This is a genomic window from Nocardia carnea NBRC 14403 (genome assembly GCF_000308515.1).
Taxonomy (GTDB): Bacteria; Actinomycetota; Actinomycetes; order Mycobacteriales; family Mycobacteriaceae; genus Nocardia; species Nocardia carnea.
Map to the genome: position 1 here is coordinate 108,935 of NZ_BAFV01000124.1, position 13,589 is coordinate 122,523.

General features: G+C 66.8%; 9 protein-coding genes. 7 read left to right on the top strand and 2 right to left on the bottom strand.

Going from position 1 to position 13,589, the window contains the following annotated elements:
- Positions 1-13 precede the first annotated feature (13 nt).
- The 5 genes from ON22_RS32620 to ilvD all read left to right on the top strand — a co-directional run bounded on the left by ON22_RS32620 (position 14) and on the right by ilvD (position 6,470).
- Positions 14-1,336 carry an MFS transporter gene (locus tag ON22_RS32620; RefSeq protein WP_051158385.1) on the top strand — a complete coding sequence of 441 codons (1,323 nt, stop codon included), beginning with the start codon at positions 14-16 and terminating at the stop codon, positions 1,334-1,336.
- Between the two features lie 46 nt (positions 1,337-1,382).
- On the top strand, positions 1,383-2,579 hold the full coding sequence (locus tag ON22_RS32625) for a homogentisate 1,2-dioxygenase (RefSeq protein WP_033242789.1): 1,197 nt from the start codon (positions 1,383-1,385) through the stop codon (positions 2,577-2,579).
- Positions 2,576-3,439, top strand: coding sequence for a hypothetical protein (locus tag ON22_RS32630; protein WP_033242790.1), 864 nt, complete (start codon positions 2,576-2,578; stop codon positions 3,437-3,439). The genes ON22_RS32625 and ON22_RS32630 overlap by 4 nt, the downstream gene beginning before the upstream one ends.
- On the top strand, positions 3,436-4,617 hold the full coding sequence (fahA, locus tag ON22_RS32635) for a fumarylacetoacetase (protein WP_033242791.1): 1,182 nt from the start codon (positions 3,436-3,438) through the stop codon (positions 4,615-4,617). Before ON22_RS32630 ends, fahA begins: the two co-directional genes overlap by 4 nt.
- A 173-nt stretch (positions 4,618-4,790) precedes the next feature.
- Positions 4,791-6,470, top strand: coding sequence for a dihydroxy-acid dehydratase (gene ilvD, locus ON22_RS32640; protein WP_086007842.1), 1,680 nt, complete (start codon positions 4,791-4,793; stop codon positions 6,468-6,470).
- Between the two features lie 124 nt (positions 6,471-6,594).
- On the opposite strand, the gene ON22_RS32645 is transcribed toward ilvD, so the two are convergent.
- Positions 6,595-6,915, bottom strand: coding sequence for a hypothetical protein (locus tag ON22_RS32645; RefSeq protein WP_033242793.1), 321 nt, complete (start codon positions 6,913-6,915; stop codon positions 6,595-6,597).
- A 58-nt stretch (positions 6,916-6,973) separates the two neighbouring features.
- A complete protein-coding gene (locus tag ON22_RS32650) occupies positions 6,974-10,228 on the bottom strand; it encodes an arabinosyltransferase domain-containing protein (protein WP_033243061.1) in 3,255 nt (1,084 codons plus the stop codon).
- 440 nt (positions 10,229-10,668) lie between these two features.
- Here ON22_RS32650 and ON22_RS32655 point away from each other — a divergent pair, with 440 nt between their 5' ends.
- Complete coding sequence (locus ON22_RS32655; RefSeq protein ID WP_033243062.1) at positions 10,669-11,880, top strand: cytochrome P450; 1,212 nt, start codon at positions 10,669-10,671, stop codon at positions 11,878-11,880.
- 115 nt (positions 11,881-11,995) lie between these two features.
- Entirely contained in the window at positions 11,996-13,579 is a 1,584-nt protein-coding gene (locus tag ON22_RS32660; protein ID WP_033242794.1) for a long-chain-fatty-acid--CoA ligase, read from the top strand.
- The last annotated feature ends 10 nt before the right edge of the window (positions 13,580-13,589 follow it).

Consider the following 13,589-nt stretch of genomic DNA (forward strand, 5'->3'; position numbering starts at 1 on the left):
GGGAAACGAGCTGATGCCCGAAGCAGCGCACCGCTCCGAATCGGCCGCCGGCACCGGCCCGGCCAAGGCGCAGTCGCCGGTGAAGGTGGTCCGCGCGGCGGTCGTCGGCACCGTCGTCGAATACTACGACTTCGGCATCTACGGCTATATGGCGACGGTGATCGCCTCGCTGTTCTTCGTCTCGGAGAACGATACGGCCGCGATGCTGGGAACCTTCGCCGCCTTTGCGGTCGCGTTCTTCCTGCGGATCCCCGGCGGTATCTTCTTCGGCCATATCGGTGATCGCTACGGCCGCAAGAGCGCGCTCTCGTGGACCATCCTGCTGATGGTGATCGCCACCGTGGTCATGGGCCTGCTACCCACCTATGTCACGCTCGGCGTCTGGGCCACGGCCATCCTTGTGCTGGCCCGGTGTGTGCAGGGTTTCGCCGCGGGCGGAGAACTCGGTGGCGCCAACGCCTTCGTCTCCGAATCGGCGCCGGCGCGCTGGCGGGCGACGCAGACCTCGATGGTGAACTCGGGCACCTACCTCGGCTCGCTCGTGGCCTCGCTGGTGGCGCTGGGCCTGACCTCGTTCTTCGACGAAGAAACCATCCTGTCCTGGGCCTGGCGTATCCCGTTCCTGCTCAGTGTGGTGATCGGTGTCGTCGGCATCTGGATCCGCAATCATATGGAGGACACCCCGCAGTTCGAGAAGCTCTCCGAGAAGGGCGAGACGAAGAAGCTGCCGATCATGGAGTTGCTGAGCACCTCCGGCGGCGCGGTCGTGAAAATCATCTTTCTCGGTGCCCTGATCACCGGTGGCTACTACATCGCCTCGGTGTACGCCGCCACCTATCTGCAGACCTCCGGCGGGCATTCCTCGACGATGGCGTTCCTGTCGACCTCGCTCGCACTGGTACTCGGTGTCATCACCTTGCCGATCGCCGGCTATCTCGCCGACCGCTACGGCCGCAAACCGGTGTTGTTCGGCGGTAGCGCCGCCGCCGCGATCCTCGGCGTCCCCATGTTCATGCTGATGTCCGGGTCCGGGGCATGGCAGGCAGTGGTCGGGCAGTCGGTGCTGTTCATCTGCGTCTCGGTCGTCAACGGCGCCTCGTATGTGACCTACGTGGAGATGCTCAAGGCCTCGGTGCGCTACAGCGGTCTGGCCCTGGGCAACAACACCACCAATATGCTGCTCGGCGGCACGGCGCCGTTCATCGCGACCTACCTCATCGACCTCACCGGCAATTCGCTGGCGCCCGCCGCATACTTCGTGTTCTGCGCGCTCCTCACGCTGGTGACGGTCTTCTTCATCAAGGAAACCAAGGGCATCGCCCTGCGGGTGGACTGACCCCGCGCCGTCATCGACACATACTCGTCTTCCCGAGGAGGCAGGCATGGCGTATTACCGCCGGCTCGGCGATGTTCCGCCGAAACGTCACACCCAGCACCGCGACGACAGCGGCCGGCTGTACTACGAAGAGCTGATGGGCGAGGAGGGCTTTTCCTCGGATTCGTCGCTGCTCTATCACCGCGGTATACCGTCCGCGATCTCCGGATCGACCGTCTGGGAGCTCCCGGACCAGGCCACGGAACCGAATCATCCGCTGCGGCCGCGGCATCTGAAACTGCACGAGCTGTTCCCGCAGGAGAGCTGGTCGCAGACCGATATCGTGACCGGACGCCGGCTGCTGCTGGGCAATGCCGATGTGCGGATCTCCTATGTGGTCGCGCAGCAGACCTCGCCGCTGTACCGCAACGCTCTCGGCGACGAGGTCGTCTACGTGGAATCCGGTGCGGCGCGGGTCGAAACGGTCTTCGGAGCGCTGGAGGCCCGGCCCGGCGACTACGTGGTGATCCCGACGTCCACGACCCATCGCTGGATTCCCCACGGCGACGAACCGGTGCGTGCGTACGCGATCGAATCGAGCAGCCATATCGCGCCGCCCAAACGCTATCTCTCGCGGTACGGGCAGCTCCTGGAGAACGCGCCGTACTGCGAACGCGATCTGCACGGGCCGTCGGAGGTCCTGCTCGCCGACGGCACGGATATCGAGGTGCTGGTCAAACACCGCACCTCCCGCGGGATCGTCGGCACCCGCATGGTGTACCCGCGGCACCCGTTCGATGTGGTCGGCTGGGACGGTTGCCTGTACCCGTACACGTTCGATATCGAGGATTTCGAACCCATCACGGGTCGCGTGCACCAGCCTCCGCCGGTGCACCAAACCTTCGAAGGCAACGGGTTCGTGGTGTGCAATTTCGTTCCCCGGAAGGTCGATTACCATCCGCTGGCCGTTCCGGTGCCCTACTACCACTCGAATGTCGACTCCGACGAGGTGATGTTCTATTGCGGCGGGAACTACGAGGCGCGCAAGGGATCCGGGATCGGCCTCGGGTCGGTGTCGGTCCATCCCGGCGGCCACGCCCACGGTCCGCAACCGGGCGCTATGGAACGCTCCCTGGGGGTCGAGTCGGTCGAGGAGACCGCGGTCATGGTCGACACCTTCGCGCCGCTCGAACTGGGAGAAGGCGCGCTGGCCTGTGAGGATCCGGACTATGCCTGGTCGTGGCTGGGGGAGGCGGGCGAATGATCCCCGCCCTGCTGCGCGGCCTGTGCGACGACGCGGCGCTGTTCCCACCCGGTAACGCACCACTGCCCGCCGCGCTCACCGCGCACGCCCGCTACCGCGACAGTGCCTTCGCGGCATTGGTCGGTCCGTTCATTTTCCCGATTCCCCGCCTCGCCGAACTCGCCGCGTCGCAACCCGCGCCGATCGAGGTGGTCCTCACCGCGCCCGAGGGCCCCGGGGCGGTGGCCATCGCTCTGGACCGGACCGCCGAGATCGCCGGGGTCACCGTCGTGGGCGTCGAAATCGCCGCCCGGCCAGGACAATCCGCGGAAGAGTTCTTCGCGGAGCTACCGGCGGCAAGACCGGGATGGCCGGAACTCGCCGTCTCGGTCGAGGTTCCCCGGGACAGCCGCCGGGCGCAATTCTTCGACCGGCTCGCGGACTCGCCGTATGTGGCGAAATTCCGCACCGGAGGGGTGGTCGCCGAGGCCTACCCGGACACACCGGAACTCGCCGCCGCGATCCGGTCGGCCGTCACCGCCGGCACTCCGTTCAAAGCGACCGCGGGCCTGCACCACGCGGTCCGCAATACCGATCCCGCCACCGGATTCGATCAGCACGGGTTCCTCAACCTGCTGCTCGCGACGCACCTGGCGCTGGCCGGCGCCGATACCGCCGAACTCGCCGACATACTGGCCGACCGTGACGGCCGTGCGATCGCCCAGCAGCTGGCCGCGCTCACCGACGAGGAGACCGCGGCCGTGCGAGCGGCGTTCCGCTCCTTCGGCACCTGCAGTATCGGCGACCCGTTGACCGAGCTGGTGGATCTGCATCTGCTTCCCGCCGCCCTGCGGCCCGTCCCCGAAAGTTCAGCACCATGACCGTCATCGACATACCCGCCGATTCCCTGTTCGGGATCGGCAATCTGCCCTACGGTTCCTTCTCTACCCCGGGCACCGCGCCCCGGATCGGTGTCCGGGTGGCGGACAAGGTCGTCGACCTCGCGCTTGCGCTGGGTGACGACGTGTTCGCCCGGCCGGTCCTCAACGATTTCATGGCCCGCGGCCCGCGGGAATGGTCGCGGGTCCGGGCACGGATCACCGACCTCGTCCGCGGCGAGATCGACACGGACGCCGTGCACGATATCGCGGACGTGACGATGCACCTGCCCATCGCCGTCGCCGACTATGTCGACTTCTACGCCTCCGAATACCACGCGACCAATCTTGGCCGGCTGTTCCGCCCGGATTCGGCGCCGCTCATGCCGAACTGGAAACATCTTCCGGTCGGCTACCACGGCCGCGCCGGCACCGTGATCCCGTCCGGCACCGATATCGTCCGCCCGTGCGGGCAGCGCAAAGCCCCCACCGAACAGGCGCCTTCCTTCGGTCCGTCGCGACGACTCGATATCGAGGCCGAACTGGGCTTCGTCGTCGGAGTACCGTCCGCACCCGGCACGGTGATCACACCGGACGATTTCGCCGATCACGTCTTCGGTGCCGTGGTGGTGAACGACTGGTCGGCGCGTGATATCCAAGCGTGGGAGTACGTCCCGCTGGGCCCGTTCCTCGGCAAGAGCTTCGCGACCTCGATCTCACCGTGGGTGGTGCCACTGGCCGCGCTCGGGGCGGCCCGGGTCGACACCCCGGTACAGGACCCGGAGCCGCTGCCCTACCTGCGCGGCACCGAGAAATGGGGCCTCGATATCGATCTCAGCGTCGAATGGAACGGGCAGATCGTCTCCCGCCCGCCGTACGCCGAGATGTACTGGTCGCCCGCGCAGATGCTGGCCCACACCACCGTCAACGGTGCGACAGCGCGTACCGGTGATCTCTTCGCGTCCGGGACGATCTCCGGCCCCGAGCCGGACCAGCGCGGTGCATTCATCGAGCTCACCTGGGGCGGTGCGGAACCCGTCGAGGTGGCCGGCGAGACCCGGACCTTCCTCCAGGACGGCGACGAGGTCGCCATTGCCGCCACCGCACCCGGACCCGAGGGCTCACGGATCGGATTCGGGGAGGTCCGGGCCCGGATCCTGCCCGCCACACAGGCGGGCTGATGAGGGGCGAGGTCGTGACGCCGGTGCGTTGCCCGCGTCACGACCTCGCGATCCGGCTCCGGGCGCTCGGAGCCACCCGACCGGCGTGGGACTCGGAGATCCGGCCACGGGGAGAGGACGATGGCCTTGTGTCCGATGATTCAGCTACCCCCGCTACGTCCGCTACCCCCGATATGAAACCCCGCAGCCGCGATGTGACCGACGGCCTGGAGAAAACCGCTGCGCGCGGAATGCTGCGCGCGGTCGGTATGGGCGACGACGACTGGGTGAAACCGCAGATCGGGGTCGCCTCCTCATGGAACGAGATCACCCCCTGCAACCTGTCGCTGGACCGGCTGGCCGGCGGGTGTAAGGACGGTGTATTCGAAGCCGGCGGGTTTCCGATGCAGTTCGGCACCATTTCGGTGTCCGACGGTATTTCGATGGGGCACGAGGGGATGCATTTCTCGCTGGTCTCCCGTGAAGTCATCGCCGACAGCGTGGAGACGGTGATGCAGGCCGAACGGCTCGACGGTTCGGTACTGCTGGCCGGTTGCGATAAATCGCTGCCCGGCATGTTGATGGCGGCGGCCCGGCTGAACCTGGCCAGTGTGTTCCTCTACGCCGGATCCATCCTGCCGGGTATCGCGAAACTCTCCGACGGCAGCGAACGCGAGGTGACCATCATCGACGCGTTCGAGGCCGTGGGCGCGTGCGCTCGTGGGTTGATGAGCCGGGCGGATGTGGATGCCATCGAACGCGCCATCTGCCCCGGGGAAGGTGCCTGCGGCGGTATGTACACGGCGAACACGATGGCCAGCGCGGCCGAGGCGCTCGGGATGTCGCTGCCGGGGAGCGCGGCACCGCCGGCGACCGACCGCCGCCGCGACGGTTATGCCCGGCGCAGCGGGGCGGCGGTGATCGAACTGATCCGCCGCGGGATCACCACCGCCGATATCCTCACGAAAGAGGCGTTCGAGAACGCTATTGCAGTGGTGATGGCGTTCGGTGGCTCCACGAACGCGGTGCTGCATCTCCTGGCGATCGCGCACGAGGCGGGGGTCGCGTTGAGCCTGGACGATTTCGCCCGGGTCGGCCGGCAGGTCCCGCATCTGGCCGATGTCAAACCGTTCGGCCGGCACGTGATGACCGATATCGATCGCGTGGGCGGTGTTCCGGTTCTGATGAAGAGCCTGCTGGATGCCGGCCTGCTGCACGGCGACTGCCTGACCGTGACAGGCCGTACGGTCGCGGAGAACCTCGCCGAGATCGCGCCACCGGACCCGGACGGGAAGGTCGTGCGCGCGCTGTCGTCCCCGATCCACCCCACCGGCGGAATCACCATCCTGCACGGTTCACTGGCACCCGGCGGCGCCGTGGTGAAATCGGCGGGCTTCGATTCCGATGTCTTCGAAGGCACCGCCCGGGTTTTCGACCGGGAACGAGCCGCCATGGACGCCCTCGCCGACGGGACGATCACGGCGGGTGATGTGGTGGTCATCCGGTACGAGGGCCCGAAGGGCGGTCCGGGTATGCGGGAGATGCTCGCGATCACCGGTGCCATCAAGGGCGCCGGGCTCGGCAAGGATGTGCTGTTGCTGACCGACGGTCGATTCTCCGGCGGCACCACCGGCCTCTGTGTGGGCCATGTGGCGCCGGAAGCGGTGGACGCGGGACCCATCGCCTTCGTCCGCGACGGTGACCGTATCCGCCTCGACGTCGCGGCCGGAACCCTCGACCTGTTGGTCGCACCCGTCGAACTCACCCGGCGCCGCGACGGCTGGGCGCCGCTACCGTCCCGGTACACCCGCGGAGTGCTGGCGAAGTATGTACGCCTGGTCGGTTCGGCGTCGAACGGTGCAGTCTGCGACTGACTCCGGCATCTCCGGCCACTGGTCGAGAGCTGATGCACAATCCGCGTCACGATGACGCCCATCCGTGCAACTGCCCGAACGGGGAGGGTCCGGCAGTGGTACTCGCTGCCGGACCCTCGAACGATTACCGGGCCGAAGCCGACCAGCCGTAGTGGGTCGCAGTGTGGCCCGCGGGGACCGTTGCCACGGGCACCCCGGTGCAATCCGGGGTGTTGTACACGCGGAAATCGCGACTGCTTCGGTTCTCGAACCGGATATCGCGCTGGAACCCGCTCGCCCAGCACGCATCGAGATCGCTCAGTTCGAGTGTGTTGTCGACGATCACCACGTCCCGGCCGTCGCCCGAACCGGCCGATCCGGTGGGGAACGCGGCTGCGGCAGGCGCAAACGCGGTTACCGCGGCAACTGCGAGAACACCTGCAATGGAGTATCTTTCGATTTTCATCCGTGAATCCTAGCTGCGCTCCGGCCGGGGCCGGGAACGGCCACAGTGCCACTCGGTACTACCATTTGACGTTGATCGGCCCGGGTGACCACAGACCACCGTGCGTCTCCTGGTCGACCGACGGTTGCGCCGGACGTGCCGCGCGGTCGATCGGCGTGAACCGCTGCAGCTGGCCCCAATCGTGGCTCCAGTCGTCCTTCAGGTAGGTGGCCAGGGTTTGTGAGCGCAGCAGCTGGCGGGTCCAGCCCAGCGGGCCACCGCCGTCGTGGCTCTGCCACAGCGAGGTAGTGTGCGAGGCCGGGCGGTTGGGCAGGATGCGCCAGCCGGGCGGTTGCGCGATCCCGTCCTTGTGGTCGTAGGGCCGCTGGCACGGGAACTGCAGGCCCACGGCCCAGTCCAGCAGGACCGGCTGTTCCGACCCGATCAGTTCGTTCAGGGTTTGCGTCCGCGGAATACGCGGTGGGGTGAGCGCCATCCACTCCTGGGCGTCGACGGACAGATCCTTGGCCTTGATGCGGACCACATCGGCCTGCTCCGGGATCTGGTCCAGCGGCACCCGCATATTCCGCCAGGACGGGGTCGGGCCGATATCGATGGGCATCACCTGGCCGAGGGGCCGGGCGCTGGTCGCCGATTCCGCGGTGCCGTATTCGATATCGATCGGCTGGCCGGGCATCACCGAACCGTCCTGGGTGGTCGCCCGGAAGCGGCCCGCGGCGGTGATCGCCATGATTCCGTCGCGGTCCTGTGGAGCCGGCAGCCGGTACCAGCCGGTGGTCAGTTCGGCCGCTTCCTGCTGCCCGGCGGTCCCGAGGACGGGGGTGGTGTCGGACAAGCCGAAGGGCAGGGAAGCGCCGCCGGTCTGCGTCCGGGAACTACCGTCGGAGCCCTCGTCTTCCAGGGCGTCGGCGATACTGCTCTCCTCGTCCTTGGACTGATCGTCGTCGGAGGTCACGTTGGCGACGCCGTTCGGTACGAAACCGGCGCTGTCACCGGCGAAGGTGCTCTCGGCGTCGCCGGACAGCGGGGTGAGCATGGCGGCATTCGGATCGGTTTCGACCAGCACATCGTTGGCCATGCCGCACGGTTCGCCACGGACCGCATCGATATTGGACCGGGCCAGCGAGAACGCCGGGTATTGCGTGGCGGCAGCGGTCGCGAACGAGCCCACCTGGAACACGACGATCACCGCTGCCGCCACTGTCAGCGGCGGGACCTTCGTCATGCGCCAGGCGCGGCGCGATACCCGATGCGGTGTTCCCGGTTCCGGGGCCCGCAGATGCCACCAGCCGGCCAGTATCAAGCACACTACGGCCACGGTCAGGAAGATCTCGCTCATCCCGAGACCGGCGATCGAGGGCGGCTCGTTCCACCACGGGATCCCGTGATCGGAGGCGTAGAACCATTTGTTCACGCCGGTGAAGATCTGCGCCATCGCTATGGCGACAACGGCCGCGAACAGGGCCCGGTAGCGCGGGGCCCGCATCACCTTCGGACCCACCGCGACCGCGGTGACGACGGCGACGGCCCCGGCGAGCCCCGCGAAAACACCGTTGTGGTGGGTGAACTTCGTCGGGACGATCGCCATCAGCAGCATCGCGCCGAAGGTGATCCCGAGCAGCCGTTTCGCCGGGCCGGGCGCGACGAACGGGATCCGGCCGCCCTTACGCAGTATTACGAATGCGCACACCAGCAGCCCGAGCCACATCGCGACCATCCCGAACCGGCGCCCGATCGAACCGTCGGCCGTGGGGGTGAACAGTCGCTGATAGGCGACATAGTCGTCGTACCAGGGAATGGAGGGACCCACCTCGTTGTGTACGCGGGTCATCTCGACCATCGCCGACAGGGGCTGGACGGCGAAGGCGAACACCAGGACGAGGGTTCCGGCGGCCGCCAACGGTGCCAGCAGTGCGCCGTAGGCCATGATCCGCGCGGACCAGGATGGCCCGGACGTGCCGGGATCCGACATTTTTCGGGCCCGGGCGATACCGAAGCGGACGACCGACCGCGCCCCGGCCGCCAGCGGCGCGAAACAGATCACGCCCGACGGCGCCGCGGTCAGGCTGAACGCGGCGACCAGAATGGCCATCGCATACGGCAGCAGCTGCCTGGTCGCGATGGCACGTTCGACGAAGCACCAGGTGAGCAAGACCGCGACCGCGATCACCGGTTCCGGGCGCAACCCGTTGTTGTACGGCAGCCACACCGCCAGGAATCCCAGCGCACCGGTCCATACGACGACCTTGTCGTGCCGTAGGACGACCCCGAGCCGGGGGATCACCTCCCGGCTCAGGGCCAGCCAGGCGAGGAACCCGGCGAACAATGTCGGTAACCGCACCCAGGGGCTGGCGATGCTCAGCTCGGTCATATGGGCGATCACGTCGTAGGGCGGGGTGCCGACCGGGTTCTCCGGTACACCGAAGAACCGGAAATAGTTGGCCATATAACCGGATGCCAGCGAGGTGCGGGCCATCCCGAACTGGTAGCCGTCGTCGGAGGTCGTGGATCCGATGAAATGCCAGACCACGAGTGTCGTGAGCACCGTGGCGTCGACAGCGGTGAAGGTCAGCCAGCGCTGCGGTAGCAGGCGGCGTATCCGGCGTCCTGCCGAATGGTCGAGTTTGAACAGTGCCACCAGGGAGGCCAGTGCACACAGCACCGCCAGCACTCCGGCGGCTCGTTTGGCGAAAGTCGGGACGACCGAGAAGCGACTGTCCACCTCTGCGGTCACCGTCGTCCCGGCCGAATCGGTCAGATCGCTGAAGACACCGACCAGCTGTGGCCGGAAATCACCCGCGAGGAACACCGGCTCGGTATCGGTTCCGGTGAGTTCGGCGGTGGTCCCGGAATTATCGGAGTGCACGGTGAGGGTCGCGTCGCCGAGTTCGGCGACCGGGACACTGAACATCGACTGGCTGCGCAGCACCACCTCGAGGCGGGCGGGCGAGCCGTCCGCCGCGGGCTGGACCCGCGCAACGAATCCGTACTTCTCCAGATCAGGTGCCTCGGCGGGCATGGTCGCCGCCGCCAGGCCTCCGTCTTCGGTCAGCTGCTGTAATGCCGAGCCGGGGATATCGGCGTCGAAGGAGACCGGTGCGTAGGAGATCAGCGGGGCCGCGACGCTGTCCGTGGAGCCTTGCTGTGGCCAGCTCAGCGTCGTCTTGTCCACATGGACCGGGAGGAACGGGACAGCGAGGGCGAACAGGGTGGCGAGGAGGCCGGCGAGCAACGCCACCGGCCTCGCCCATTGTCCGCGTGCGGACCGGGTGGCCCGAGATTGCTCCGGGGGCGTCAGGTCCGCCCTCACCATGGTGTCGGTCACGGGGGGCGATGGTAACGTGACGCATTCGTTACCGGCGAAGTCGGGCAAAACATCCACGGTGGTCCAGTTCACTCCCGGCCGTGTGAGCAGGGACGATTCCGGATCGACGGTATTGCGATCGGAATGCTCCCCGGAAACACGGGCTTGAAACGAAACTATTTCTGTTCGGCCCTGTTTCTTCCGGAACGGCCCCGCTGTGGTCCGGGCCCCGCCGGCTGTTGCGGAGCTCGGCGGAGCACGCGGCCGTGGCCGTCGGCCGGGGGTGGGCCGAGGTGGATCGAGGCAACTATCGCAATCCGGCGGCATGGAGTCGCGATAATGGGTAACGTCATTACCGAATGGTGAAAATGGGGTTCTTGTCGCCGGTGACCCATCCGATCGCGGAGGCCTGGCACCCGAAGGCCCCGCAGCGATCGAAGGAGTTCGCCGTGGCCCGTGCAGACCGGATCTATTGGGACCCCTTCGACCGTGATATCGCCCGCGACCCGTATCCGATCTACCGCCGGTTACGCGACGAAGCGCCGCTCTACTACAACGACGAGCACGATTTCTACGTGCTGAGCCGCTACGACGATGTCGACCGCGCCCTGCTGGACTGGCAGACCTTCTCGTCGTCGCGCGGCCCGATCCTGGAGATCATCAAGGCCGGAGTCGAGATCCCGCCGGGCACCCTGCTGATGGAGGACCCACCGGCGCACGATATCCACCGCGCCTTGCTCGCACGGGTGTTCACGCCGCGGCGGGTGCTCTCACTGGAACCACAGATCCGCGATATGTGCACCCGGTCGCTGGACCGCCTCGCCGGCACGGGACGGTTCGATCTCATGACCTCGTTCGCCAACGAGGTGCCGATGCGGGTGATCGGGATGCTGCTCGGTATCCCCGAGTCCGACCAGCAGGGTGTCCGCGATCGAGCCGACGCGAACCTACGTACCGAACCCGGACAGCAGATGCAGGTATCGGATCAGGCGATCCCGCATACCGATACCTTCGCCGAATACATCGATTGGCGCGCCGAACATCCGTCCGACGATCTGATGACGGAACTGCTGAACGCGCAATTCGAAGACACCGAAGGCGTGACACGCACCCTGACCCGGCAGGAGATCCTGACCTACATCACGGTGGTCGCGGGCGCCGGTAACGAAACCACCGCCCGGTTGCTCGGCTGGCTGGGAACACTGCTGGCCCGCCACCCGGAGCAGCGTGCCGAGCTGGTCGAGGATCCGCGGCTGATCCCGAAGGCGATCGAGGAAACCCTGCGTTTCGAACCCACCGGCCACGCCATCGCCCGCTACGTCACCACCGATGTCGAACTGCACGGCACCACTGTGCCGGCCGGCAGTGCCATGATGCTGCTGGTCGCCTCCGCCAATCGCGACCCCGGCCGCTGGGACGATCCCGACACCTTCGATATCCACCGCCGGATCAGCAATCTGCGGACCTTCGGCTTCGGCACCCACTACTGCCTGGGCGCCTCACTGGCGCGACTCGAAGCCCGGGTCGCGCTGGAGGAATTCCTGAAACGCTTCCCGGCCTGGGAGGTCGATTGGGACGCAGTGGAACTCTCGTCCACCTCGACCATGCGCGGCTGGGAAACCGTGCCGATCACCGTCGATCTGCCCGCTGTGCATGCCTGAATCCGGCGAGATATCGGTAAGCAATCGGTGCCGCCGGAGAATGCCGAATACGCTACGAAGCCATAGGGGTCGGGCGTAGGCTTCGGATTCGATCGACCCGAATCTGGAGTGCAACATGGCCGGTGCTGCGGAAATGATGTCCCGAGGAATGAGCGCAGGCGATCAGCTCGCCCGCCACGCACGCAGGATACCGGACACTCCGGCCTTGCGATTCGGTGGAATATCGCGTAACTACCGCCTCTTGAACGAGCGGGTTTCCCGGTTGGCGAACGCCTTACGGGACCGTGGCGTCGGCGCGGGGGACCGGGTGGCCGTACTGGGCCTGAACTCGATGGAGGTCGTCGAGGCGTTCCTCGCGCCGATGCGGGCCGGTGCGATCTGCGTCCCGATCAACTTCCGGTTGACCGCCGCCGAAATCGCCTATCTGCTGGAGGATTCCGGCGCAGTCGCGGCCGTGGTGGATGCCCGGTTCGCGAGTGTTCTGGCCGATGCGCGGCGGAAGGCACCCGGATTGCGGACCTGTCTGGTGATCGACGGTGAACCCGGCACCGCGGGGGAGCACGGCGACGATTACGAAACCGCGCTCGCCGCAGCCGATCCCGAGTGCCGGGCGAATCCCGTCGACGAGAATTCGGCGGCCTACATCATGTACACCTCGGGCACCACCGGCCGCCCGAAGGGTGCGGTGCTGACCCATACCAACCTGCTGCTGCACGCCTTCAGCGTCAGCCTGCACCAGGGCAGCTCCGGAGATGTCGACCCGGTGGCGCTCAACGGCGCACCACTGTTCCATATCGCCGGGTTGTCCAGCTATCTGATGTGCCTGCTGCCCGGCGGCACCTTCGTGATCACGGCGTCGGGTGGATTCGATCCCGCCGCCTCGGTGGAACTCCTGGCGCGGGAACGTGTTTCCAGCTGTTTCTTCGTTCCGGCGCAATGGCAGGCGATCTGCGCGCTGCCGGATATCGCGAAATACGATCTGTCCGCGCTGCGGCAGATCTCCTGGGGTGCGGCGCCCGCCTCGACCACGCTGTTGCGCACGATGATCGAGACGTTCCCGCAGGCGTCGGTATCGACGGCGTTCGGGCAGACCGAATGCAGCCCGGTGACCTGCACCCTGCGCGGTGAAGACGCCATCCGCAAGATCGGCTCGGTGGGGATGCCGATCCTGAATGTCGAAATCCGCATCGTCGACGACGAGATGAACGATGTGCCGGCCGGAGAGGTCGGCGAAATCGTCTACCGGGGCCCGACGGTGATGAAGGAGTACTGGAACAAACCCGAAGAGACCGAACGGGCCTTCGCCGGCGGCTGGTTCCACTCCGGGGATCTGGTGCGCCAGGACGAAGACGGTTATCTGTTTGTCGTCGACCGGAAGAAGGACATGATCATCTCGGGTGGGGAGAACATCTACTGCGCCGAAGTGGAGAACATCCTCGCCGCGCACCCCGGGATCGCCGATGTCGCTGTAATCGGTGTCCCGCATCCCACCTGGGGCGAGGCACCGCTCGCGGTGATCGTCGCGGCGGACCCTTCCGCACCGCCGACCGCCGCGGGAGTCGAGGAATTCGCCCGCATCCAGCTGGCCGGATACAAATGCCCGAAGGAAATCGCGCTGGTCACCGAGCTTCCACGCAACCCCAGCGGCAAGGTACTGAAAACCGTCCTCCGCGAGACGTATGCACAGGATGCTCCGTAAGGTCGGGAGC

What these genes read in the sequence shown, in the direction of transcription:
- ON22_RS32620 (WP_051158385.1), top strand. Translation starts at nt 14, where the DNA reads ATGCCCGAAGCAGCGCACCGCTCCGAATCGGCCGCCGGCACCGGCCCG.
- ON22_RS32625 (WP_033242789.1), top strand. Translation starts at nt 1,383, where the DNA reads ATGGCGTATTACCGCCGGCTCGGCGATGTTCCGCCGAAACGTCACACC.
- ON22_RS32630 (WP_033242790.1), top strand. Translation starts at nt 2,576, where the DNA reads ATGATCCCCGCCCTGCTGCGCGGCCTGTGCGACGACGCGGCGCTGTTC.
- fahA (WP_033242791.1), top strand. Translation starts at nt 3,436, where the DNA reads ATGACCGTCATCGACATACCCGCCGATTCCCTGTTCGGGATCGGCAAT.
- ilvD (WP_086007842.1), top strand. Translation starts at nt 4,791, where the DNA reads ATGAAACCCCGCAGCCGCGATGTGACCGACGGCCTGGAGAAAACCGCT.
- ON22_RS32645 (WP_033242793.1), bottom strand. Translation starts at nt 6,915, where the DNA reads ATGAAAATCGAAAGATACTCCATTGCAGGTGTTCTCGCAGTTGCCGCG.
- ON22_RS32650 (WP_033243061.1), bottom strand. Translation starts at nt 10,228, where the DNA reads ATGGTGAGGGCGGACCTGACGCCCCCGGAGCAATCTCGGGCCACCCGG.
- ON22_RS32660 (WP_033242794.1), top strand. Translation starts at nt 11,996, where the DNA reads ATGGCCGGTGCTGCGGAAATGATGTCCCGAGGAATGAGCGCAGGCGAT.